The sequence below is a fragment of the Oscillatoria sp. FACHB-1407 genome (assembly GCF_014697545.1).
In the GTDB taxonomy this organism is placed as follows: domain Bacteria; phylum Cyanobacteriota; class Cyanobacteriia; order Elainellales; family Elainellaceae; genus FACHB-1407.
The window spans coordinates 416,137-442,304 of sequence record NZ_JACJSA010000001.1 but is presented as its reverse complement, the minus strand read 5'-3'; the positions used below and the strand labels follow the sequence as shown (position 1 = coordinate 442,304).

15 protein-coding genes are annotated in these 26,168 nt (G+C 50.1%); 9 read left to right on the top strand and 6 right to left on the bottom strand.

What is annotated here, in order from left to right; all coding sequences use genetic code 11:
• Positions 1–126 precede the first annotated feature (126 nt).
• Positions 127–1,320: an AbrB family transcriptional regulator gene (locus tag H6G89_RS01695; protein ID WP_190503532.1), complete on the top strand. Its 1,194-nt coding sequence runs from the start codon at positions 127–129 to the stop codon at positions 1,318–1,320.
• Positions 1,321–1,405: 85 nt separating this feature from the next.
• Here the strand turns inward: H6G89_RS01695 and H6G89_RS01690 are convergent, their stop codons facing one another.
• Positions 1,406–1,906: a MarR family winged helix-turn-helix transcriptional regulator gene (locus tag H6G89_RS01690; protein WP_190503530.1), complete on the bottom strand. Its 501-nt coding sequence runs from the start codon at positions 1,904–1,906 to the stop codon at positions 1,406–1,408.
• Positions 1,907–3,079: 1,173 nt separating this feature from the next.
• Here H6G89_RS01690 and H6G89_RS01685 point away from each other — a divergent pair.
• The 5 genes from H6G89_RS01685 to H6G89_RS01665 all read left to right on the top strand — a co-directional run bounded on the left by H6G89_RS01685 (position 3,080) and on the right by H6G89_RS01665 (position 7,400).
• Entirely contained in the window at positions 3,080–4,351 is a 1,272-nt protein-coding gene (locus H6G89_RS01685) for a DUF7305 domain-containing protein (RefSeq protein ID WP_190503528.1), read from the top strand.
• Between the two features lie 18 nt (positions 4,352–4,369).
• Entirely contained in the window at positions 4,370–5,086 is a 717-nt protein-coding gene (locus H6G89_RS01680; RefSeq protein ID WP_190503526.1) for a type II secretion system protein, read from the top strand.
• Entirely contained in the window at positions 5,055–5,603 is a 549-nt protein-coding gene (locus H6G89_RS01675) for a pilus assembly FimT family protein (RefSeq protein WP_190503524.1), read from the top strand. The genes H6G89_RS01680 and H6G89_RS01675 overlap by 32 nt, the downstream gene beginning before the upstream one ends.
• Positions 5,604–5,628: 25 nt before the next feature.
• Positions 5,629–6,258, top strand: a complete 630-nt coding sequence (locus H6G89_RS01670; protein WP_190503522.1) for a prepilin-type N-terminal cleavage/methylation domain-containing protein — start codon at positions 5,629–5,631, stop codon at positions 6,256–6,258.
• A 74-nt stretch (positions 6,259–6,332) separates the two neighbouring features.
• Entirely contained in the window at positions 6,333–7,400 is a 1,068-nt protein-coding gene (locus H6G89_RS01665) for a hypothetical protein (RefSeq protein WP_190503520.1), read from the top strand.
• A 335-nt stretch (positions 7,401–7,735) separates the two neighbouring features.
• Here the strand turns inward: H6G89_RS01665 and H6G89_RS01660 are convergent, their stop codons facing one another.
• A complete protein-coding gene (locus tag H6G89_RS01660; protein ID WP_190503518.1) occupies positions 7,736–10,624 on the bottom strand; it encodes a COR domain-containing protein in 2,889 nt (962 codons plus the stop codon).
• 777 nt (positions 10,625–11,401) lie between these two features.
• A complete protein-coding gene (locus tag H6G89_RS01655) occupies positions 11,402–15,493 on the bottom strand; it encodes a GAF domain-containing protein (protein ID WP_190503516.1) in 4,092 nt (1,363 codons plus the stop codon).
• A gap of 324 nt (positions 15,494–15,817) precedes the next feature.
• On the opposite strand from H6G89_RS01655, the gene H6G89_RS01650 reads away from it, so the two are divergent.
• Positions 15,818–18,934 carry a PAS domain S-box protein gene (locus H6G89_RS01650; RefSeq protein ID WP_190503514.1) on the top strand — a complete coding sequence of 1,039 codons (3,117 nt, stop codon included), beginning with the start codon at positions 15,818–15,820 and terminating at the stop codon, positions 18,932–18,934.
• A 725-nt stretch (positions 18,935–19,659) separates the two neighbouring features.
• Here the strand turns inward: H6G89_RS01650 and H6G89_RS01645 are convergent.
• Complete coding sequence (locus H6G89_RS01645) at positions 19,660–20,151, bottom strand: lipocalin-like domain-containing protein (RefSeq protein ID WP_190503512.1); 492 nt, start codon at positions 20,149–20,151, stop codon at positions 19,660–19,662.
• A 167-nt stretch (positions 20,152–20,318) separates the two neighbouring features.
• Between H6G89_RS01645 and H6G89_RS01640 the strand changes: the two genes are divergently transcribed.
• The gene (locus H6G89_RS01640) at positions 20,319–20,504 is read left to right on the top strand and encodes a hypothetical protein (protein ID WP_190503510.1); all 186 of its coding nucleotides are present in this window, start codon (positions 20,319–20,321) and stop codon (positions 20,502–20,504) included.
• Between the two features lie 16 nt (positions 20,505–20,520).
• Here H6G89_RS01640 and H6G89_RS01635 read toward each other — a convergent pair whose 3' ends face one another.
• Both H6G89_RS01635 and H6G89_RS01630 read right to left on the bottom strand, forming a co-directional pair.
• A complete protein-coding gene (locus H6G89_RS01635) occupies positions 20,521–21,807 on the bottom strand; it encodes a glycosyltransferase family 4 protein (RefSeq protein ID WP_190503508.1) in 1,287 nt (428 codons plus the stop codon).
• Between the two features lie 423 nt (positions 21,808–22,230).
• Positions 22,231–23,754 (bottom strand): MFS transporter, encoded by a 1,524-nt coding sequence (locus H6G89_RS01630; RefSeq protein WP_190503506.1) that lies wholly within the window; start codon positions 23,752–23,754, stop codon positions 22,231–22,233.
• 289 nt (positions 23,755–24,043) lie between these two features.
• Here H6G89_RS01630 and H6G89_RS01625 point away from each other — a divergent pair, with 289 nt between their 5' ends.
• Positions 24,044–25,876: a mechanosensitive ion channel family protein gene (locus H6G89_RS01625; protein WP_190503504.1), complete on the top strand. Its 1,833-nt coding sequence runs from the start codon at positions 24,044–24,046 to the stop codon at positions 25,874–25,876.
• The last annotated feature ends 292 nt before the right edge of the window (positions 25,877–26,168 follow it).

Genomic DNA, 26,168 nt, shown 5'->3' with positions numbered 1-26,168 from the left:
ACCTACAGATGAATAGCAGGCTCTACCAAACCCTGCATTTAAGATTCTTTTTAAGATTGTTATAGTACTGAGAAGGAATGTAACCAAAATTTAAGGCTATTGCCGAACCGCAGGGAGACATAGATTGTGATTGACATTGCAGGGCAAAAGTTAGCAGGGGAAAAGCCATCGTGGCAACTCTTTGAGGGCAACAGACGGTTTTTGATCACGCCCCTGGTCATCACAATCGAACTACTACTGGCAGCGTTCATTGGGTTGGGGTTTATCATCCTGGGGTTAAACGGAGCCGCCTGGGTATTAGGAGGAATCGCCGCAGGGGCGATCGCCGCTTTTGGCTATCGAGCCTTGACCGGGCAAAAACTGCAACCAAACCGTAAAGCCAGGAAGGTTGGGCAGATGATCATTGGTTTGGCGATCGGCTTATCCCTTCAGCACGACACCTTCAACCAATTGTCGCTGCAATTGCCGTTGTTTTTGGGGTTGCCGTTGTTTCTGGTGGTCGCGGGTGGGGTCATCGGTATGATTTACTCCCGCCTCGAAAAGACCGACATGTTAACGGCAATTTTGGCGACTACCCCCGGCAATATTGGGGTCATGGTCAGCATCGCTGCCGATTTCAGCAAAAACACTAACCTGGTGTCATTGGTACAGTTGATGCGGTTTACGTCAGTCATTTTGGTGATGCCACTGATTGCCAACGTTGCCATTGCCCACTCGACGCACACCTCGATCGCAGCCTTCCTGCAAGATCTATTTCACATTCCCCTGAACGAATTATTGGTGTCTAGTGCCATGGTGGCGATCGCCGCTGTGGTGGTGTACATCGGAGACAGGCTGAAGTTACCTATGGCAGCGTTTTTAGGGGCGATCGGTGTGGGGTTGCTATTTGAGGTCGTGCCGCTGCTACTGCCCATCGAAACTACGCTGGATCTCAAGTTGCCCTTACTGTTTAATCTCGTTGGTCAGGTGCTATTGGGGGTCACAATTGGCGAGTATTGGGGCATCAACGGCAGATTAAAATGGTCAGCAGTTGCCCGATCTGGGGTGCCGATCGCCCTGATGTTTGTGGCTGGAGGCATGGCAGCCTGCATTATTCATGCTGTGACCCATTGGAACTGGCTCACTTGCCTATTAATTGCGGCTCCGGGTGGTTCGCCAGAGATGATCTGGATTGCGCTTACGCTGCACCAAGACAGCGAAATTGTTACCACTGGGCACGTCGTTCGCCTGTTGATGATCAACCTGTCTCTGCCCTTACTGATCGGGCTTGCGACCTATCTAGAACGTCGTCTCAGCCATTCTAGCAATCAACTTCCATAGCAACTGTCGAAATAGTTAAGACAAGGGGATGTAGGGGGGGTGCCAAACCCGCCTGAAACGGTATGCTATGCAACTGAGAATGGCTCTAAGAGATAGAACGGTTTAGCGAAATGAGAAACGTTCTGAGTAGCTGCACAAAGGTTTGCGTTTCACTTTGAGTGAAGTGTTCTAGCAACTGCTTCTCTTTGGCAAATAAAACAGGCATGACCTTATCCATCAAGTCAATGCCTTTGTTCGTGAGTTGAACACTCACACTGCGGCGATCGTGCGGGTCACGCAGGCGAACCACCACACCCTCCTGTTCCAGGCGATCGATCCGGTTGGTCATGGCTCCTGAAGACAGCATCAGCAACTCGTACAGATCGGTTGGTTTGAGTTGATAGGGGGCTCCCTGGCGGCGCAATGTGGCTAACACATCGAAAGACCAAACATTTAACCCGTAGTCTGCGAGGACAGTTTCTCGATGTTTTTCGAGCAAACGGGCAATGCGTAACACCCGCCCCACCACAGATAACGCTGAAACATCTAAGTCAGGTGCTTCCTGTTGCCACTGGTGCAAAATGTCATCGATGCGATCGCGGTTCATAGCGGTTGTGGTGATAGGGTTCCCCCTCCCACTATATCTTGATATCAAGAATCTTGATAATGATGTTTTCTGCTCAGGATTGTGGATTTAATCAAGCCACAAACTGTACGGGCGGTTTAGCAGACCCATATCCTGCAATGGATTTGACGGGTAAAACCCGCCCCTACCGCAACACGAACTTATTTAATTTCCATTCCTGATGCCTAATCTCTGGCTCAACCCTCCGACTCCAATTGAATTGGGGTGAAGATTGATGCCGCTCTACTTGTAGCAAATCTACTTGTAGCAAATTGAAGCGGTTCAGTTCAGTAAATGCATGAGAATATTTCAGCTAATGTACTAATGTCTTCCAGCCAAAATAGCTCCGTGTTCAGGCAAACATACCACTGTAACCCAGAATGGGTGGGGTGACACGATTTCTTTAAATTAGAACTGCGACCGATCGAGGAATTCTGAAACCCTTACGCATCAATGCTTTTACTCAATCGCGTCAACTTAACAACGTCTTTCCTTCATCCAAGACGCATTGATCTTTAAGATAAATTCACTAACGTATCGGTTTATACAAATAATTCCAGTATTTAATAGTGATTAAGGGGGTAATTAAAAGTTCTTCTGATGAGAATTACTTCTGTAATATCACGGAGAAACACTACCACTGAAAAATCATTACGGTATGACTAGTTACGGTATGACCAAAGTTTGAAGAATTCAGGTGCGGGAGTTGTAACCCTCAAGTCAGATTTTTTCTTAAGCCTCTACCGCTTCATCTATTGCTCCAACAACTGCCAAAACCGTTAAAACTTCCAACTTATCCTAACCAGCAAAATGACAGAACTGTGGGGTTATGTGTAGCGATCGCCCTCAAACTCCACCTTCATTAACTCCACTTCTGTCATCTAGCAACTGTCGGGACAATTGGGTTAAGGGATGTGGGGAATGCGCTCCCAATCAGGGGTTTCACCCCTGCACCCCATCCTAACCAAACCCTCTGGTTGCGATAGAAAACTGGTCAGATGTAATCAAGGGTACTCAATCAGGGAGTAGTCACTACCTCATGTTTTTGTGTGAAGGATTGGAACTGAAGTGTTCAAACGAATCAAGTTATCTATTGAGGTTCAACTCAAAACTCGGTATTTTCTAGCGCGTTCAATCAGCCAACAGGGTTTTGCATTGCCTACAGCCCTTGTCTGTGGATTAGTGATTCTTCTCCTGGGAGGAACGTTGCTGCTACGTTCTCAAAACGATCAAGTCACTGCTTCAATGCAGCAAGCCGCAGACAGTAGCTTGAATACCACTGAAGGTGGTGTCGCTCGCTTACAAGCCTTTATTGAAGCCAATCGTGCGATCGCCACTTATGACCTCAGGGATTGGTTGACGGCAACCACAACTCTGTCAAGTGTGCTCAGTAGTTGTAGCCCCACAACCACAACTCAAATTGTCAATTTCGCGACGACTGCCACAACCTGGCAAAATATCGATCCTCAAAACCCTGGTCGTGGACAATTCAGGCTTGTCAATTACACTTACATTCCTGACAATCCGGCTCAGCCTCGCAGTGCCCCCGGAAGAGGTGTCTTAGAAGTTGAGGGGCGATCGCAAAGTCAGCAAAGCACCAACCGATTGAGAATTACCATTCCAATTTTGGTTGGAGATATGACAGGTGCGCCTGTTCCGGGGCTTTGGCTAGCGGAGGGTGGCACGTCCAACAATACGATTCAGGGCAATGTGTTGCTCAACGACTGCCGAGTTTCACTGAACAGTGTTAACGTCACAGGCAATGATCCCGCTACAGGGCAACCCTATCGGGCACAATACACGAACCTCAGATTACCGGCGTTACCCCCCATTCCCTCGCCGCTATTCAATTCCTTACCAACGAACATCAACACAAACGTCACCCTGCCACGACCGCAAGATACACCGACAATGCGGGTAATTCGTGGACAGACCTACCCCATCTACGAATACGATGTCAACGACCTCAACATTGCCAATAATCGCAGCCTGACAATCACACCAGGAGCTATGGTCAGGTTTTATTTGAGAGGCAATATTCGACGTGGCGGTAACATCAACCATAGCTGTGCTGGGTCTTCGACATGTGACCCGACTAACTTTCAGATCTATGGATACGGAGGACAAAATAGTTCCATCTGTCTGAATGGAAATAACCGCATTGATGCCTTTATTCTGGCACCTAACTATGCCGTTGGGGTGGCTGGAACCGGAGGTGGACAAGGGGGGTTTTTCGGGGCAGTTTGGACGAGAGACTGGAGCAACTCTGGGGCGTGTGGCTCAAACACGAGCAACATTACCGTCACTCAATTAGCCAACTGGGACTTTGCTCCAGGGTTGCCCCAAAACTTGCCCCCTAAGCTTGCCCCTGCCAGTACGTGGGAAAGACTGGACATTGCTCAGCAATCCCAACTGGATTCTCAATAGTGTAGTCGAAGGAGAATTATGGCTACTCGAAATATGGCAATCTTCACTGCTCGGTTGCAAGAGCAGTTATTTAGAAGCGGTAAACAATCCTCTCAGGGGTTGACTTTGATGGAAGTGTTAGTGGCGATTGTCATCATCTCGCTGTTTATGAGTGTTGGAATGATGTCAATTGTGACCACGTCGATGTTTAAGTTACGAGCGCGCACTGTCACAGAAGTAACGAATTGGATTGAGAGAGACATTGAAGGTGTAAAACGCCAAGCTGCTCAAATGAGCTATTCTCTTGCGTCAAACGTAACCGCAGGACAACAAAATCTACCCCTCGTCGCGAGCCATAGTTTAACGACAGGTGAACAAATTGCGATCGCCGGAGACTCAACGATATACGTGATTCAAAGTGTGAATGGTAATGTTGTGCGACTGACCAATGGGTTGAGATTTAATGCAGCGCAAAACAGTTTAATCATTCCCCTGAGTAAATGTAATGCAACAGCTACACCGTCAGGACTAGCATTTGCACTGCAACAAAGCTTACCCCCCTTAGTGAGCAGTACCCTCACAATCTCTGGAAGACCCTACACCATGACTCGTCAAGCTACGGTGAGAAATGCAGCCCCTTTTTCAGTTCTCCAATTGGCTTACACCGTTACCCCTCAGGGACGCACTACAACAACCGCCACCGTTTACACAGAAGTAATGCCCGATGCGACTTTTCAATGTCAACGATTTCAATAAACGTCGCCTCAACTTATCCGCTCCAGTTCATGCTGTCCCCTGCTCTGATCAAGGATTTACAGTACTGGAATCGCTGATTGTTGTGGCAATCGTGCTTGTGCTGAGTGCGATCGCGGCTCCCGGTTTGTTGGGGTGGTATTCCCGTTTTAGAACCCATGGAGCGATCGCTGAAGTCCAAAGTGCAATCCACGAAGCAAAACGGCAAGCTTTTCGCAATAGCCGCAATTGCATGCTGAATTTTGCTGCTAACCAGGTGTCGGGAAGCTGTCTGGTGACGGGTAACCGTCAGTTTGAGGGAGTGTCTTTGCAGTCTTCTGTGAATAGCCTCCAAGTGGGTATTAAAGGAACGATCGCCAACGCCAATGGACAACCCCTGACGGCTCCCGTCACGATTGTGATTTCTTCCAACCGCTCAGTTACACGACCCTGTCTGGTCGTCTCTGCACCACTCGGCTTAGTCAGAACTGGAACCTATAGTGGCACGGGAACCCCGACCGAAAATAACTGTTTGCCGTAACGCAAGTGAGTATTGAGTTAACGCCATGAACTGTATCGTTATTGAGTTTCTGCGATCTAGAAAAACGGCAGGGTTTACCCTGCTTGAATTACTGTTAGCAGTGACGTTAACCAGCATTATGTTGATGCTGACGACTTCAGGCATCATCTCCATGATGCGAGCCGATCAGGAATCTGAATCAGAAATTACACGACGCATTAGCCTAAACCAGTCGATGGATTTCATTACGGATGAGATTCGCATGGCAAAGCGAATTACCGTCCCTGCAAGCGGCTCTATCCCTGCGCCAAGCTGTGGCACTGCAACAGGTGTATTGACGTTAACAATGCCCGATAACAGTCTAATTTCTTATTACGTTAACAATATCAATGCGTGTCCCAATGCTGTCTGGCTCAAGCCTGTAGTGATTAACCGTCGAGTTTTGACCAGTGGCAATGTTGTTGTCAGTGACACGATCTTGATGGATGCTCTGACTGCTCCAGCGACACAACCTGCTTGTACGGCTCAACTCTCTGGAGCCGATGGTTTTTACGCTTGCATTGATGCTAGCAGTCGGTCAGCCACGCTCTACTTGTACGGCAGAGTGGTTGATGCATTAGGCAATACAGCGGCTATCTATCCTGTTGTCAGTCAAGCATCGACTCGCAGTTTCTAATTTCGATTCAATCGCTTCAAACTTGAAAACCTGCTCCTGTTTCTTTACGCCAACTTATTTCTTCATTTACAGCCATGACTCTACTCAATAGTAAAAAACTCTACTCTAATTCTGATGCTCTTGAGCAGAAGTTTGATTTTGTACTTCAAGTGGCGAAGCAAAAGTCTTCTACTAAACTCAGATCGACTTTAAAAAAATCACCTGCTCAATCACCCTCTAAACTCAAATCTGTATCACAACCAGCTACTCCTCACGCTCAACCGACTGTCCGAGTGCAGGTCAGCACGGTTCCTGTTGCTCAAAAGAAAAGCCAATATTGGATGCGGGGATTATCACTGGCGGCAGGTGTCGTGATCTTGAGCGGAGTTGGTTTGAAGGTTGGATTGGGTGAACTGGCAGCTTCGACCTCAGTTCCCTCACCGGATGCAACCAGTGCCCTGCCTGTTTCCTATGAACAGGTAACACCTCCCGTGGCAGAACCAATTGATACGTTTGCAGAAGGACAGGCGATCGCTCAACAAGCACTCGGTTGGTCGCAGTCCGCTGCATCGGTAGATGACTGGATCATGGTGAGTCACAAGTTGGAAAAAGCAATCCAATTGCTGCAAGCTGTCCCGGCTAGCAGTGCTAACTATGACACGGCTCAAACGCGAATTGTGGAACTGCAAGAACAGTTGGCGATCGCTCAACGCAATACGAATCAAACGATTCCTAGAGATGTCGGTCTGTCTGCTGCCGTCTCATCGACCGAAACTCAAACGGTTGGGTCGGGGAGATGCCCGTCTATCTCTACTACTCCCGAATCGTTGCCTGTGGAAATTAATCAAGTCGATTTTCAAGGAGCGAATGATGACTCTGGAGCCGATTATCTGATCGGTTGCATCACCAATCACACGAGCCAACCCATTACCCAACTTTCTTTAATCTACAAAGCGACGTCTGCGAATGCGCCGGATATCTTCCGGACAGGTCGGGAGGACATTATTCCGGTTGAGGTGCAACCTGGACAAACGGTGGCGTTTCGGAGCAGTTTTACGATTAATCCATTGTTTCAGACGGTGGAGATTCAGGGGATTTCCTGGATGCCACCTGACGGTGAGGAAGCGCAAACGACTTCGACGGTGGTTCAGTTGACGCGATAAGGGTTGATTTGGTTGAGTTATATCAAATCTACCGTGTACACACATCTCCTGTATCAACCCCAAAATCCTGCATTTGCCCCCCAACCCCCCAACCCCCCAAAATTGGGGGACTTCCGATCCGGTTCCCTCCTTTTTAAGGGGGGCAAGGGGGGATCAAACACCTGGCGAATAAATTCGCGGCTATCGAGACGAAGTCCGCCGTCGCGGACTACCGGAGATAAGGGTTTGTTGAACCGACGCAGAACGGTTTTGTTTGTGTAGCAGCGGTTTCAACCACCAAGATTTTTATTGGATGTGAACTACACAAAGATGAGCGGCTAGATCGTGGGAACACATTAAGGGGCAGCGGGAAGTTGAAGCTCAATGCCTAACTTGTCACCCAGATCGATGACGTTGCCAGTGAACTCATTCATTGCGGCAACGGAGGTGGCGGCGACGGAAGCTGCGGCAAGCAGGGCAGTTAAACGCTTTTTCAGGCGGGTCGGATTGCGTTGATTCTCTGGTTTTTTGATCTCGTCTTCGACATCCTCCAGATCGACAATGATCTCTGCTTGAGTCTCTTGAGGCAACTGGGCAACGGTTTGACGCAGAGTGTTGATGATTTGCAGCAGGTCGGTGGTGGAGACACCACTGGTCTGGGTGAAGTTGGAGGCGGTGACTTGAGCGTTGTCTTTAGCTTCGTTGACGAGGTTGGCGATGTTTGCGCCCTGGTTGTTATTGGTAATCTCGGTCATGGGTTTGTGATCTCCTTGATGTTGGGTGTTATAGATGTTGATATTGAATCGCTCAGCTAGCTCCTGCGTTCCTAAAAATCGAGACATCTTGTCTAATTCGAGATCGCCCATCTCCCGCAGTCGGTGATCCACAGTCGGTTCAATGGAGTCATCCAATAGACGGCGAACATTGACATCTTCAGAGCTTTCATAGCATTGGATCGTCGGACGACGTTGATCAATAAATTGCTTCAGTCGATCAAGGGTGTAGGTGTAAGGTTCAGATCTCAGTTTGCAGGTGGCGCAGTTGCAGGGAATGAGCGTGTCATAGTTTAACCTCTCATCAAAGCTCTTGTGAATTTTCTCAAATTCGTAGTTGAGCGTCACGAGCAAGTCTCGCTGGTTGTTGCCGCTTAATCGGATACGAATTTCGCGATCGTGGGAGCGTTCAATTACTTCAGCACGAGCACGTCCCTGATTGAGCACAACGCCGTGTCTCCAGACTAGAGCCTGGTCTGGATCGGAAACGTTTTCAATCAACTCGTGCATTTCAACAATAAAGCGAGTGAGAATGCCTTTGGGCATAAAGCCTTGATAGCGATAGCGCAAAATCAGATTTTGGCTGTTATCCCAGATGTAGTCAGGTGGAGTAGGTGAGAGCAGATGGGGGGCAATGTAGTTGCCTTGCCGTCGTGGAATCTCGTAGCAGACTTTGAACTCCTTCATCAATTGCAGTAGCTCATAGCGCATATCGGCATACTGATGAGATTGCCAGATGTTGTTTAGATCGTCGTTGCAAAACTGTCCCAGTTGTTGTTTGACCTTGGGATTGTCGAGAATTTTATAGACCGCTGTTGTGCCCCAATTGGGCTTGAGAATAAGACGATGGCGTAGAACCGGGTCTTTTTGGAAATGTAGACAGATGCCAAGGCTATGGAGGAAATGGCTCAAGTCACACATTTCCTCGTGGCGGGTAATGCCGTGATAGTGGCAGATATCTCTATAGTCGGCGAAATCAATATAGTTGCGCCCATCGTTTTCAAGGGCATAGCGAACATTGAGCCAGGAGTTGGGAAAGGGAATACCGTTGGGAAGCAGGTCTTCCAGGTTATGTTGAATGGCGGTTTGTACTTCGGAGAGTCCACGATTGTCAGCCAGGTTGGTGCTTAGCGGTGGTCTGAGGCTCTCAAATTCAGCCCGGAGTTCACGCAGGTTTAAGTTGCAGGTGCGATTTTGTTTTTCGTTCTGGATCAAGAGCACCGGACTGTCGTTGCTGAGTAGGCGGATAATGTTTAGCCAAAAGTAGTGATCTGTATCTTCTTTGCGGCTATCGGCTACGAGCAAATAGAGAGAGCGTTCGGTGAGAAAGAACTGGTGGGTTTGGTGATAGATCTCCTGTCCGCCAAAATCCCACAGGTTGACTTGATAGTGTTGCTGGTTGCGCCCTGTGAACTCCCAACGGAGAATATCAATTCCTTGGGTGGAGGTATCTTCTGTTTCAGAGGGCAGCTTGTAATCGGGGTCAAGCAGTTTGCGAGCAAGACTGGTTTTTCCTGACCCGCCTTCGCCCACAATCAAGATTTTGGCTTCGTAGAGATGAGTGGTCTGGTTGGGGTCTTGGGTGCGGAAATAGTAGTCGAGAATGGGGCGAGCATCAGGACGGGTCTCACCAGGTTTGGGCGCAAGAATATCAGGGGGAATGCTGATCGGATTACCCCGTAGATCGAGTTTATCTAACTGGTTGAGTTGGGCAATTGCTACCGGAATTTCAGTAATCCGATTATTCTCAAGATCAAGCAGCGTCAGATTGGTCAAGGCTTCGATCGGCTTGAGGTCGCTGATTTGGTTGTTAGAGAGGTAAAGCAGCGTCAGATTGGTCAAGGCTTCGATCGGCTTGAGGTCGCTGATTTGGTTGTTATAGAGGGAAAGCTGCGTCAGATTGGTCAAGGCTTCGATCGGCTTGAGGTCGCTGATTTGGTTGTTATAGAGGTAAAGCAGCGTCAGATTGGTCAAGGCTTCGATCGGCTTGAGGTCGCTGATTTGGTTGTTAGAGAGGTAAAGCAGCGTCAGATTGGTCAAGGCTTCGATCGGCTTGAGGTCGCTGATTTGGTTGTTATCGAGGTAAAGCTGCGTCAGATTGGTCAAGGCTTCGATCGCGCTAATGTCTGACAAGCTCGTGCTAACTAACCTTAGAGACGTTAACTGTTGAAGCTTTAGCACCACCTCTGGGACAACCTCTAACGGATTGCCACTGATGTCCAACGATCGCAACTTTTCTAATGCTGCCAGTTCATCCGGCAATGCTTTGAGTTCATTCGTCACCAATGTTGGGACGGGTTTATTATCTACCCATTCCCATTTTTCTACCTTCCCCAAGATCAGCTTTTCTAGTTGGGTCAACTTGGCGATCGCCCCTGGCAATTCCGTCAACCCGTTGCCTGAGAGGTCAAGTTCTGTCCACCCTTCGTCAGCGGCGCGATCGATCAGGGCGAGTAAGTCGTCGGGGGTCATGGGCGAGACGTGTTGGGGGCATTTCTATTTTGGCAAAGGTTTTAGTAAGTGCAAGGGTTTGGATCGTTTGTCAGGGTGGTTCACGAACCACCCCTACCCTATCTGTGGTTCTGCTTTGGGGAGTTGGTATCCGATCCCTGGAATTCTCAAGACTCCGGGAATCTGACTCAGATGCTCAAGCGAGAGGATCGATGACTCATGGATGAGAGGCGATCGTTCTTGGATGAGTGTTGGATACTCGTGTGAGAGTCCTGGATACTCGTGAGAGAGTGTTTGATACTCATGCGAGAGTGTTTAATACTCGTGCGAGAGTTCTGGATATTCATGCGAGAGTGTTTGATACTCGTGCGAGAGTGTTTAATACTCGTGCGAGAGTCCTGGATACTCGTGAACGAGTTGCAGAGAGTCGTGCGTCAGTCTGCACAATCCCCTTAAATCCCCTTAAGAAGGGGGACTTGAACTCCGGTTCCCTCGGTGTACATACATCTCCTGTATCAACCTCAAAACCCTGCATTTGCCCCCCAACCCCCCAAAATTGGGGGACTTCCGATCCGCCTCATACCGCTCAAAGTCCCCCAGAATTGGGGGATTTAGGGGGCTAAGGGAACTTCTGTGTACACGGTAGCCTTTTTAAGGACGGCTAGGGAGGATCAAACCCAGCACAGGCTAAGAAAGTCCCCCAGAATTGGGGGATTTAGGGGGCTGAGGAAACTTCTGTGTACACGCTAGCCTTTCTAAGGAGGGCTAGGGAGGATCAAACCCAGCACAGGCTACAGATTACAGGGATGGTTCGAGCGGGAACTGCATGATGAAGCGGGTGAGGTTGTCGCCACTCTCGACCCAAATCGTGCCGCCCAGTCGCTGCACGAGCTTCTTCACCAGGGATAGCCCCAACCCGGTGCCACCATGCTTCCAGGGGTCGTTGTTAGGAATGCGATAGAACTTATCAAAAATGCGATCGCGCTCGATTTCGGGGATTTCGACCCCGGAGTTGCTGACCTCAATGAAGAGAAAGTGATTGGTGTTGTCGGCTGTCAAACGGTTTGTTGTGGATTGGTCTTCGGCTAGACGGGCGGAGACAGTGATCGTTTCGCCCGGTGGAGTGTACTTAAAAGCGTTGTGGAGCAGTTCGGTGAGGGCTCGTTCCAGGTAGAGCAGATCGGTGGTAAATGGAGGCAAGTCGTCAGGAATGAGCATCTCCAGGCGTTGTTCCTGATGATAGGTGCGTTGGAAGAAGGGTTCTGACACATGCATAACCCAAAACTGGAGATGGATTGGCGATAGGTTTAACGGGTCTGAACCGGAGTCAATACGAGTCAGATCAAGCAGATCGTTGATCAGGGTAATTTCTCGCTGACATTCCGTCTGCAAAATCTGGAAATAGCGATTGATAGGGTTGGTATCTGACTCAAAAACATCGAAGGGACGCAGACAAATTTCCAGCATTTGAATCGCCATTTTCATGCTGGACATGGGTGTTCGGAGTTCATGAGACACCGTGCTCAGAAAGTCGTCTTTGAGTTGGTTTAAGCGGGCTAACTCCTCAATTTGATTTTGAGCAGCGCGATAGAGCCGCGACTGACGCAGGGCGATCGCACATTGGTTTGCGACCTGTTGCACCAATCGCACCTCCTGGTCGTCAAAGCCTGACTCGGACGCCTTAAACAGCCAGAGGTCGCCCAACACACCCTGATCATCCATCAGCGGACAAGCCAGCACCGATAGCTTTTGCTGTTCGGATCGGAGCGGATTCGGAGCCATATCGCAGAACTGGCAGACCTGTCCTTGCAGCAAATATTGATAGACTTCGCTGTGAGAGGCGTTGGCGATCGCAAAGGTTTTGCCCTGCGCTGAGGATGAGATGTTGCTGAATTCGTAGACGATTGTAGATAGGGTTTGATCGGCACTATAGATGCCTGTGTCACAGCAGATCGTGTTTAATCCCTGTCCCAATTCCTGCACGGCAGACCGCAAAATTGCTTGCTCGTCCAGGCTGTCACGCACCTTGTCAGTAATACGCTTCAATAGAGCCTCAAAAGCTAATGCCTGTCGCAGTTGCAGGGTTCGTTCCTGCACTTGCAGTTCTAAATGGGTGTTTAAATGCTGCACCTGGCGATATAGCTCAGATTGTTGGATGGCGATCGCCAACTGAGTTGCCAACTGTAGGAGTAATTCCCGTTCTAGTGGTTGCCAGTGACGAGGAGCACTACACTGATGAGCTATCAACAACCCCCACAGCGTATCGCCCTGCCAGATGGGAACAACCAGTTTGGCTCTCACCTGGAGTGTTTCTAACAACTCGATGTGGCACTGACTCAGCCCTGAACTGTAAATGTCATCCCTGGCTTGAATGGCTCCGATGGCATATGCCTTTGTATGATTTTCAACGAAGTACGTATCACAAATTTCCAGATTGAGAATAGAACTCCAGGCAGGAGCAACGGATTCCGTCACAACAACTCCGCTCCAGTCAGGGTTAAAGCGGTAGATGATGACGCGATCGCACTGTAGAAAGTGACGTACCTCTGTGACGGTGGTATTGAGAATGGCGTTGAGATCGAGGGATTCACGAATGTGTTGGGCGATCGCTGAAATCATCTGCTCTCGCTCTGCCTGGTGGCGCAGGTTGACTTCAGCTTGCTTTTGCGCTGTGATATCCACAAAAGACGTCACCACAGCGTAAGGACGAGACTCACCGGAATGGATCAGTGGTTGAGAGTTGACAGAAATCCAGGTAAGATTGCCATCGGGTTTATGAACCCCCATAACAACATTAGATTGGGGTTCTCCGGTTCGCAGGGTCACCATAGCGGGATGCATGTCACCGGGAAGGGGAGAGCCATCCTCATCAATGGTTTGCCAGCGCGAGTCAATGGAATTGCGTCCCATCATTTGGGCTTGAGTCAGCCCTAAGATTTTTTCTGCACTGCTGTTGCAGGCGGTGATTAGCCCATCGGCTTGTTGAAGCACGACCCCCTCTGACATGACCGTAACAACCGAGCGGTATCGATCTTCACTTTCCTGGAGGGCATTGAGGAGGGCATTTTTGGACTCAAACTCAGTCGCCAGTTGAATCGAAGCGGTGAGAAACCCCGCCATCAATTGCAGCGTTTGAATATCCTGATTTGTGAACGCCGCAGGGGTTTGAGAAAAGACCTTGAGCACACCAACACACCCCCCCGAAGCCACCAGGGGAAGCGCGACCATCGATCGCACCTGCATTTGACGGCAAGCCGCTAAATTAACCCGTGGATCTGTTTCCACATCGTCGCACAATAGAGCTTTGCCTGTTGCGATACAGTGTCCCGATAGGCTGTTAGCAGCCTCGAACCGAAAGCCCAGATAGGAGGATGCTGTGCCACTGGCTGCCCGACAAATTAACTTGTCTGCTTCGACAAATTCGATTACAGAGCCGTTAGCGTGGGTTAACTTCTGCGCGTGTTCCACAATCAACGCCATGACTGCATCCAGATTGGGATGTTTAAGGGCGATGTCTTGTTGCACCGTGATGATGGTTGCGAGTCGCTCCGATTTTTGTTGGAGTGCCGCTTCGATCTGTTTCAGTTCGGTGATGTCAACGGAGTTGCCAATTACCCCTTGAACATAGCCACTGGAGTCAATCCAGGGACGCACTACGGTTTGATACCAGCGCACCTCGCCGCTCGCTGTCGTAATCTGCTGAATTTGCTGTTGAGTCTGACGGTTTGCCATCGTGACTCGATTAGCGGCTAAAAACTGCTCTAGCTGTTCCCCCTTGAAGTTGGGGTTAAAGTCCACTTCTCGTTTACCCAGCATGGCTTCGATAGTACTGCCGTGAATGCTGGCACTTGCCTGGTTTACCACCAGACACCGCCCCTCCCAGTCTTTAACAAAGATGGAACTGGGAACCGTATCGATAATTTGATGCAGAAATGCTTGTTGTGCCTCCAGTTGTGCCTCAGCTTGCAGGCGATCGCTCAGTGCCACCTGTTGGTCAGTAATGTCGTCTTCGTTGATCAAGATGAGAGATGCGCCCGTAATGGGGTCTTTGACACACTGCCCATCTACCCTGTGCCAGCGCACCCCTGCCCGTGTTAAGACTTCTGTTTTGATGTCGAACCGCTCTCTTCGTTCAAGTTCGTGCATTACCTGCTGACCTACGGTGGGGTCAACAAAACGGCTCAAAAAGGAATGGCTCTGTTGGGGTTGGGCTTGTGAGCTATCCCCAAAACAGCGCAAAGCCGCCAGGTTTTGCAATAATGGCACCCCATCCATCGTGTAGAGCGAAATCATGACCCGACTGTGGTGCAATGCTTGTAGCGATCGCTGCAAGTCTTGCTCAGGGCGATTAGTTGTCAGCGTTTTTAGCTTGCACCCCAGTTGCATGGCGAGATGGCGCAAGATCTGAAGATCAAGGGGTTGCCAGTAGCGCGGGGCTTGGCATTGATGGGCGATGAGCAACCCCCAGAGCATGGGAGGGTGTTGGCGATCGCCTGATTGCAGCAAAATCGGCACAACCAGATTGGCGTGTACCTGAAGCCGCAGAAGTAGCTCGTAATAGCAGGGGGCAAGATGGGCTGTTTCTCGATCGGCGATCGCGGTAATCTCTCCCTGTTGATAGCGTTGATTCCATGTCGTCTGAAAACAGGGGTCGTAGATTAATTGCCCTCGCAAGGAGAATGATGGATGGCTGATGGACTCAGCAGTTACTACTCCGTCTCCATCGGGTAACAAGCGGTAGATCAGGATGCGATCGCTCTTCAAAAGCTCTCTAGCTCCTGTGACTGTGACATCTAATACGGCGTCAAGATCAGAAGCGAGTTGAATCTGCTGAGAGAAATAAGTGATCTGTTCCAAAACCTGTTCTAAACAAGCTTGATGGGAAGACATAAGTAGCGCAACGTAGATGACACGAGTATTTGTAGTATTCACTACAAAGAGCAGTAATCTACAAAGTGGCTAAAGAAATTAATAATATGTACAGAAGAAATAATTGAAATTGAATCAGTGCAAGACTACTTTGCACATTTTCGACAGATGTCCAATTAACGCTACACGTCCTGCTTAACAAATACCAAAGTCATTTTTTTACAGCCAATAAAGATAATTAATATTTCGGTCTAGAGAGAGGTGTAGAAACTGACGTGTCCACTCTAGATTAATGGGTGATTCCGATTAAATTTAACTTTAATAAGAAAATTTATAAACGGTTACATGCTCAGACCCGTTCGACTACTACGTTACGGGGTAGCTGTCGGATCGGTTGCCCTGGCACTTGTGCTAACGCTGCTATTGCAATCGCTGTTAGCTCCTACCGTATTACCGTTATTTTTCCTGGCTGTCACCTTTAGCACCTGGTATGGTGGGCGCGGAGCAGGATTTGCTGCAACCGTTTTATCGGTCTTAGTCACTCGATATTTTTTACTGCCACCGCTCTACACATTTTTGCCAATTCACAGTGCGGCGATCGCTGAACTAATTATTTTTAGCCTCACTACACTCTTGATTAGTCGTCTAGAGGTTGACTTACGTCTTGTTCATCACCGTAATCGCAGACACTTAATTGATCTAGAGAAAACTGAAGCTGCTTTACGTGAGAGTGATGCTCGGTTTCATGCTGCCGCAGAGAGTAGCTTTGATGCGATTTATATTCTCAGAAGTGTGCGAAATAGAGTTGGAGAGATTGTTGATTTTCAGTTTGTCGATTTAAACGAACATGGAGCAAAACTCATCTCCCGCACAAAAGCTGAAGTTGTCGGAAAGAACCTGTGTGAGTTACTGCCAATCAATCTAAGTCAGGGTTTTTTTGAGAAATATAAGCAGGTTGTTGAGATGGGAATTCCCTTAGTGGAGGAGTTTCCCAGTCACACGATGCCCGGCGTTGCAGCCTCCTGGCTCCATCATCAAGTTGTGCCCTTAGGAGATGGCATCGCCATCACCACTCGTGATATTAGCGAACGCAAACAGGCAGAAGAGGCACTTAAAGCCAGTGAAGCCCTTTATCGGACTCTGGCGGAGGCGATGCCCCAACTGGTCTGGACACAAAATGCTGAAGGCAAAGTAGACTACGCCAATCAGCAATGGCAGCAAGCCCTCGGTGTAACATTGACGGAGGTCGATCGGGAGGGATGGGAACATCTGGTTCATCCTGATGACCTGCCACACCTCCAGGCAAAGGAAGCCACCTCCATGCGCGATAGTGATGTGCGAGAAGCTGAGTTTCGCTATCGCATGGCGGATGGTAGCTATCGCTGGTTTTTGGGTCGCTGTGTCCCCGTGAAGGGCGATCGCGGGCAAGTAGTGAAGTGGGTTGGCACCAGCACTGATATTGATGACCTGAAACGCTATGAGCAGGAGTTGGCGCGTCGCAAACAGCGATTTAAGACACTGGCAGATAATTCTCCCGATATTATCGCCCGGATGGATCACAACTTTCGCCATGTGTACATCAATGCGGCTATTACCAGAGCAACGGGGTTGCCACCAGAAGCGTTTATTGGCAAAACCAATGCTGACCTGAATATGCCAATCTATCTGCGAAATCTGTGGCAAGAACGGATGCAACAGGTTTTCGTAACAGGTCAGCCCTGCTCCTATGAATTTGAGTTTCCTGCCCCCGATGGAACCCGTTATTACTTTGCTCGCCTGGTGCCGGAGTTTGCCCCTAATGGCATGGTGGAATCGATTTTATGCATCACCTCCGACTTTACAGAAGTCAAGCAAGTGGAGCGATCGCTGCGGGACAGCGAAATTCGCTTTCGACGGGTGATGGAGTCCAACATGATTGGTATGGGCTTCTGGACGATTGCAGGAGCCATCTCTGATGCCAATGATGCCCTGTTGAGACTGCTGGGCTACACCCGCGAACAGTTTCTTGCGGAGCAGCCAGGGTGGAGAGTTCTGACCCCATCCGAGTATGCCGAGTTAGATGAACGCGCGCTGGCAGAGATTCGTGAGACTGGGGTTTGCCCTCCCTTTGAAAAGGAATTCTTTCGTCGAGATGGGTCGCGAGTGCCTGTGTTGTGTGGTGGGGCAACGTTTCAAGACACGATTGAGAGTGGAGTCTTCTTCGTGTTGGATTTAAGCGATCGCAGACAGGCTGAAATGGAACGCGATCGCCTGATGCAATTAGAACGAGCCGCCCGCACTGAAGCAGAAGCGGCAAACCGGATCAAGGATGAGTTTTTGATGGTGCTCTCGCACGAATTGCGAACGCCACTCAACCCAATTTTGGGTTGGACTAAATTGCTACGCACTCGACATCTGCCATCGGAAATGGTCGATCAGGCATTGGAGACGATCGATCGCAACGCCCGCCAGCAAGCACAATTGATAGAAGATTTACTCGATGTTTCCCGGATTTTGCAGGGCAAATTGACCATGAACTGCTGTCCGGTGCATCTTGTGGAGGTGATTGAAGGGGCGATCGCCACGGTGTGGTTGTCAGCGCAAGCGAAATCGATTGCGATTGAGACTCAGTTAGATGTCACCGTTCCGGCGGTGTTGGGTAACCAGGAACGGCTCCAACAAGTGATGTGGAATCTCCTGTCTAATGCCGTGAAATTTACGCCGGAGCGAGGACGAGTCCAGGTGCGCCTGGAAACCATAGAACCGGAGAGTGTGGATGAGAACTCCACTGCCTCCAACCTCCACTCCCCAACTGCCACCTATGCTCAAATTACCGTTCGCGATACTGGAAAAGGCATCAGTTCCGATTTCTTGCCCTACGTGTTTGACTATTTCCGACAAGCCGATGGCACATCCACTCGCTCGGTGGGTGGGTTGGGTTTAGGGTTGGCGATCGCCCGTCATCTAGTTGAGTTGCACGGGGGCACCATTGAGGTTGCCAGCGAAGGCATAGGAAAGGGGGCAGTCTTTACCGTTCGACTGCCAGTGCATCCGGATGAGCCAGACTCCCCCGTTGATGCGCTACAGCACACGACACCTGAAGCCATGTTGCAAGCAAAGCAGGTTTTGCTGGTGGGCACAGCCGACGATACACAAGCGTTAATTGCTGCAACGTTGCAACAAGCCGGGGCAACCGTCACCGTTGTCACTTCAACGGAGGCAGTGCTGCAAGAATTAGCGCGATCGCAACCGGATGTGTTGGTGAGCACCCTGGAAGCCCTGCGTGACAATGACGATGAACTGATGCACCGATTGCGGTTGTGGACTCAAGCGTTTGGGGAGGCAATTCCTGTGGTTGCGCTGGCAAGTGACCCGAATGAAGGCGATTCGCAGGAGATATTGACCAGCGGAATTCAGCGAATCTTGTCGGGTGCGATAGAGCCAGATGAGTTAGTGGAGGCGATCGCCCGGTTAATGCTCTAATACCGATTGAAAGAGGTTTGTAGGTATAGCCGTAGCCACATTCAATGGGGCGGAGGCGAATCAGAAAGCCTCCCCAACATCAGGGTTTGTGCCATTGCCTTTGCCTTAAGCTTTCTGACCAAAGCTATAAATCATGCGATGTGCGACTTTTTTGAAAACCTTGAAAACACAACCCTCACCCTAGCCCTCTCCCAAAATGGGGCTACTGTGTATACAGATCTCTGCTTCTCTGTAAATCAGAGGTTTGGTTGTTTCAATCGCTTGAAAACCAGGCATTGAGGGAGTCTTCCCCCAAACCCCCATTGGGGGACGCCACTGCCTCCCCCAAACCCCCTAGCAGAAGGTGTTTGAGTTAACCCAAAGGCGCGCTTCGCATCTGTACCCAGTTCGGGTACTTTTAGTAATGACAAGCTGTTTGGGAAAGCTCAAAGTCCCCCAGAATTGGAAGATTTAGGGGGTTGAGAGGATCTGTGTATACACCGTAGCCATTTTGGGAGAGAGATTTAGGGCGAGGGTGCATTGGATTGACACACAGCAGGTTAACTGCAACTGCACTGGGAATGTACTCATGGAAGCTCTCCTTGCAACCGTTGCTTTAGGAGGCAGAACCTCTGTAACTCTATTTCCAGGCAGGAGTTTGGAAACGAGGTCTGTATGAGATTTGTTTACGAAGAGAGTGACAAAAGAGGGTTAAGAGGAGGGATTGAGGGATATGCAACGTTTTCCTAACAAGTTAAAGACACTGAAGATGATGGATTACGTTCCCAGATCAACTCAAAAACGGTCACAACACCGTCACTGATGACCTCCGGTGTTCTCAAGGTGACGCGATCGCCTTCAACCGTAAACGTCCGCACTAATGTTGTCCCTACCCGATTGGGAATCGATGCAATGTCGAGGTGATGTCGAACGGTATCTCCCTCCACGGTGTAGCTTCCCGCGTAGGCACTGAAACTGGTAAACGCCTGGGCTAACTCTCCGATGGGGATAGCCTGCATCTCCTGGCTCAATGGAGATTGAATATCGCGACTTAGAGGTGGGCGATCGCATCTGGAAAACATCACCATCATATGACCATCCGCCGTGTAGGTAATATAGCCTAACGGGTTCGCTCCATACAGGTCTGGAGTTACGGTTCCATTCGCGTGGATCGCGGTTACGGAGACAAGTTTCCAGATACCGACGAGTGGGTTGGGTTGGGGGGATGCTGTAGACATGACCGCCTCGTTTAGATGAACCTGGAGTCAGCAGGTGTCGCTGAGGTTTTATAGCCCTACGATCAGCGTCAGAGTCAGGGAGGGGGTTATCCCCACACTCTGTACTTTATCCAGTAGATGCTGCTACCAATACAAAATAACGTCAGTTCGGTTTAAGAGCCTGGCGAATGAATTCGCGGCTACTGGAGCCAAGTCCGCCGACGCGGACTCCGGAAAAAGCAGGATTTGCCGAACCGACGCGGGTCGGTTGTGCTCCGATAGCGGCGGTTTTAACCGCCGAAATCCTTATCCCGAATTCACGTAAAATAGGATGGGCAGAGCAACGCTTCTACCCATCCTTGAATTTACCTTGAATTTGGACGCAGATGTCTACGCTGCGACCTCTGCCACTGTCTTAACCGGAGTTGGCTCAACGGAGACAGGTTGTGCCAACAATTTGTTATACAGATAGCCCAAGCCTCCAGCCACGCTATCCCAACTGAAGCCAATCTCAACTCGATGGCGAGCTGTTTGCCCCAGTTGGTCACGCCACGCTGGGTCGCTAAGAATGCGATCGATCGCCTGCGCAAAAGCAGCCTCATCCTTGGGTGGAACGAGTAACCCGGTGACTTCGTTGACGATCGTGAACTGCAACCCACCCACATTACTGGCAACAACGGGGGTACGGCACGCCATCGCCTCGATCGGGACAAGCCCAAACGGTTCGTAGTGGCTCGGCACGACGACGACATCCGCCGCTGCGTAATAGATGGGGAGTTCTACATCTAACCGTCCGGGATAGTGGGTGATGTCGGTCAAGCCCAGTTCGTTGACGATGCCAACAATGCGATCGCGCTCGATACCATCGCTTTGACCGGGAGTATAGCCACCCGCAATCATCAGCTTCAGGTTTGCCTGTCCTCTTAAGCTGGACTGTCCAACAGCTCTGACGAGGGTTTCGATCCCTTTGCGCTTATCAAAGCGACCGACATACAGCACGACTTTGTCATCCGGGTCAAGCCCTAACTGTTGCCGTGCCTCCGCCCGTAAAACGCTGCCAAACCGCTTAATGTCAGTGCCGCAGGGAATCATATCGATTCTGCCGTTGGTCGAGACAAATTGACGCATGTGCTCCTCTTCTTGAGGGCTAGTTGCGACAACGCGATCGACCGTTTCTAAACACTGTTTCTCGATGCCGAGACGTTTGCTGGCGATCGCCGGGGTGTCTGAAATGGCTCGGTATTTAATAGCTCCCAGGGAGTGATAGGTGTGCACTTGAATCAGCGGCTGATGCTTTTTCAATTGCATTCCCACCCAGGAGGATAGCCAATAGTTTGTATGAATTAAAGGATATTGAATACCCTCTTGCTTTTGGAACAGGAGGAATTGATTAACGAATTCGGGCAAGTAATCAAACAGGTGATCACGTCCAATGAAGTCTTCCGGTCCAGCCGTTAGACGAATCGTACGACAACCGTCGCAATGTTCAACAATTTTAGGCTGCTGAACGCTGCTACGACGAGTAAACATATCGACTTGCCAGCCTCGCTGTGCCAGAGCTTCACCGACTTGACGCACGTAAACGTTTTGTCCGCCTGCTTCTTCGCGTCCGGTTTCAACAGCGGGGTCGCCGTGAACGGAAATAAGAGCAATCCGGTTTGAATGTGTTGGAAGCATGATGGATTCCTAAAAAAACTTAACCAATCTCGCCTCGTCACTGCTGACAATACCTTGCACCATAGGTGGGTCATAACTACCCCAGGACAGAATAGCGGATGCGCTATAGCTAGTGCAGCTCTGGCAAGAGACGATAGCGGATAGCGTAACCTATCAACACAAACTGAAATAGTGTGTTACATCACACAACTATAGATCGACATTTATGCGATCGCTCAAATATTATTCAAAAGGGGTTATATCCGAGCCGGACAGAGCTGTAAAAAGCGGCGAACTCTTACCCCAACTCATATCGATTTAAAGAGCTTTATGGGCAAATCAGCGTTGGGGAGGGGGTTGACACTGCCAAACCCGTACAAGCATTTGTCGCCTTCACAATTCAAATTGATATCATCCAAAACCCCGATCCCCATTCACGTTATATTACTCCTCGGTTTGGGCTGAGAACAGGATGCGCGTCATTTGGCGCAGGGTTTGCCCACGTTGCTCATGAACAAATATCAATGGCAGCAGCGCGATCAACCTCAAAACACTCGACAGGGCAAATAATCCCAACAGACCCCCGTAGTCAGTAAACTCGGCTAGATAACCGCCAACGGTAGTGCCCAGGGCACCACTCACCCCGGCAATGGCAGCGGCGATCGCAAAATAAGTCGCCTGGTGATAAACCGGGGCGACTCCCAACTGAATGTTGTTGCTACACAGGTCGATCGCTGCCCATGTCCCCCCACCGAGGATGTGCAGTAATGGCAACCACAGCCAGATCGAGAGTGAATCCGTGCCCGTACCCAACCAGAGCACGGGTGTTAGCGCAACTGCAATGCCCACAACGATGAGAATTGAACGGTTACTGGAGCGGTCTGCCAGTCGCCCCCAGACAATCAGCATCAACAAGTTAGCCCCAGCACTCAAACTGTTGTAGAGAGTGACCAGGCTGACGTCTAAGTTGAGGTTATCGAGCAGATACAGGTTGAAAAATGGCGCACTCAGGTTGACGGCAAACATCCAACCGCCAAAGTACAACAAGAATCGCAGAAAGTTGTAATCCTGAAACCAGGCAGGAGGAACGTCCGATGAAGCCATGCCTGAAGGTGGAGTGTCTGTTGTGGGAGCAGATGACTGAACGGATTCTGACTTCAGGGCAGTTGCTTTTTGAACCTGGGGATCAACGTCCACCATGAAATACTGAAAGCCGAGACTGACGATTCCGGCAAACAGACCCAACGCTAAAACGGCTCCATAGCCCTGAATCGCGTCACCTCGCCAGTTAGAGATAATGACCCCAAAGATAGGGACAGAAATTAGATTTGTCAAACTCGCTGCACTATTGCGAATGCCGAAATAGCGTCCTCGTAATCGTCTGGGAACCAGTGCCGCCAACCAACTCAACCAGGAAGCACTGCCCAGCGCACCGAGAAAATGACTCGCCAGCACGATCGCCAGGGTCAGCTTAACCAGTCGATCGGGGGTGAATTGGTGCGGAAACAGCAAAATCGCCAGGATCAGCACTAACCAAAACAACCGCGACGGTCCATAAATCCAGAGGCAATACCAGTGGCGACTGTGGCTGCGATCGGCAAGGTATGCTCCCAGGGGTTGCAGCAGATTTGCCACCATGGGGATCGACGACAACATACCCACTTCAACGGGACTGGCATTCAACTCGACTAAAAAGTTGCTGAGTAATACCCCACCTGCGATGTTAGAAAAGATCGTCGCGAAGACCCCATCCAACGTAGAGGCTCTCAAACTGGTACGAATCGCCTCTTTTGAAACGGTGGGTGAGACGTTGGACTCAGGACTCTCTGGAAGGCGAAGCTGTTCTTCAGGTGGGGCAATGCAAAGCTCTTCCCCGGTTGGGGTCACGGCGACAGATACGTTCCCCTCAGTAGGATTTGCCAGGGGGATGTCTGAAGTTGACGAGAGCTTGGCAGGGGCTAAATCCATGGGATGGGTGGACAAACGTATAAAACGGTGCAGTTGCTGATGGGATTAGAGAGCATTCAAACTTTTATATCCTAATCTGGTTTGTGAACCTTCCCCTCTAAAGAGCGATCCCATAAGCGAGTTTGTCAAGAGAAGCGAGTGGAGGAAGGCAGGACGCGATTAATCGCGTTCGTATGGAGGTGGAGGAGCGGGGTTGACAGGTGGGGATCATTCTTAGAAGAGTCCTGCCTGGGGAAGACATCAACCCCAAACTATTCTCCATAATGGGTGTGATGAATGTTGGTATTGCATGGGTATTCGTCGAACGAAGCGTCAACGTAACAGCACATGGCTTACCAAAGGCGCAATTTTAGCCACTAGTGCTGTGCTGCTGGTCTTAATGGCTGCTCCGCTGAGTTGGGGGCAGGCTCCCAATTTACCCTCGGTGCAGCCTTCCCCCAGTTCCAGCATCCGGTTCAATATCCCGGCATTTGCGAGTTTTCTGAATAGCGGGGATGCGGTGGCACGAGATGTGGTGCGGTTGGATGGCTATCGGCTCTTCTCCATTGCTGCCCCGGTTGTTGATGCTCCTTCAGCGGCTGGAACGGTTGATCCGCTAACGTTGCGGGTCAAGGTAATTCAGGACAAACTTCAGCAGATTGTTACTAGCAACTTTGAGGTGGACTCCCTGGAGGTTTACTTTGAGGTTGATCCGGACAGTCGCCAGCCGATTATCTACGCCAATTACCGGGCGGGAGATGAGACGGTGACTGAGCAAATTATGACCGTCACCTCGCTGGATGCTCAAATTCATGCCACAGACCTGGAAACGTGGGCAGAGGAATTGACCGACATTATTGAAGGGGCACTGTTACGAGCCAAGCAAGAACGCCAGCCTGCCTTTTTGCGGCAGCAGGTTCCCTGGGGGATTGGTATTTTTGTGGCGATGGTGCTGGCTAGTGTTGTGGTCACTGCAATGCAGCGAATGCTGCAACGCGAACGACGATGGCTGTCGGCTCAGGCAAAGGTGGAGTCTCAGCAGATGTCGCAAGCCTCCGATGAGGCGATCGCCGGAGATACTTCGTCTGGTGTGTCGATGACAACGCTGTTGCAACGGCAACTCAAGAATCGGCAGCGCAAAGGCGTAAATGACATTCAACGCCGATTGTTGCAGTTGTTGCAAATGCTGATTTGGGGCGGTGGGGTACTGCTGATTCTGGGGTTGTTCCCCTACTCCCGCTGGCTGCAAACGGCTCTGCTGGTGGCGATGCAGGTGCCCGCTAAAATGCTGGCGATCGCCTTTATCACCTACTTAGCAGTGCGGTTGATGGAGGTGTTGATCGATCGCTTCTTTGGGGTGCTGCAAAACAGCGTCAGTTTTGCCCCGGAAACCTCTCAGCGGGTCGCGTTGCGGTTTTCGACCTTTTCACGGGTGATTAAGGGGGTTGTAGCGTTTATTCTCGTCGGCAGTGGGGCGATCGCCATCCTATCGCTGGTTGGGGTACAGGTGGGTCCACTCCTTGCCGGGGCTGGGATCATCGGTTTGGGCATCTCCTTTGCCTCCCAGAGCTTGATTAAAGACATCATCAATGGTTTCTTTATCTTGCTAGAAGACCAGTATGGCGTTGGGGATGTGATCACTGTTGGTACGGTATCTGGGTTAGTGGAAAACATGAACCTGCGGATTACCCAACTCCGAAACGAAGAGGGGCAATTAATCACCATTCCCAACAGTGCCATTACGATCGTGCAAAACCTATCAAAGGAATGGTCGCGGGTGGCATTGCGCGTGGATGTCGCCTATACCGCTGATATCGATAAGGCGTTGGCAGTGGTCGATCAGGTGGCGCAGGACATGAGCAACGCCCCCTACTGGCGGGAGTTGATCCTGGAGAAGCCGTTGGTGCTGGGAATAGACAAGCTCGACTACATGGGCACGACGATCTCGCTGTGGATCAAGACTCAACCCCTGAAGCAATGGGAAGTGGCGCGGGAATATCGGCGACGGCTAAAACTGGCGTTTGATCGGGCAGGCATTGCGATCGGCGTGCCGCAACAGTCTCTCTGGTTTGGCAATTCGTTAGATATTGAAGAAGAACCCTCAATAATCGATAAAATCAATCAAGCCAATAAGCGGGAGTAGGGAAGAAAGAGATAAGGATAAGCGATCAAGGATAAAAAAGAGGGAGTAGGGAATGGGGAATGGGGAGTAGGACTGGGTTGAGGGTCAATGGTCAATGGTCAATCGTCAATCGTTAAGGGGCAATGGTCAATCGCCAATCGTTAAGGGTTGATGGTTAAGGGGCAATGGTTAAGGGTTGATGGTTAAGGGGCAATGGTTAAGGGTCAATGGTTAAGGGTCAATGGTTAATCGTCAATGGTTAATCGTCAATATTTGGTAGGGCGGTTTTGCCGTCAAGCCCATTGCATGGTTC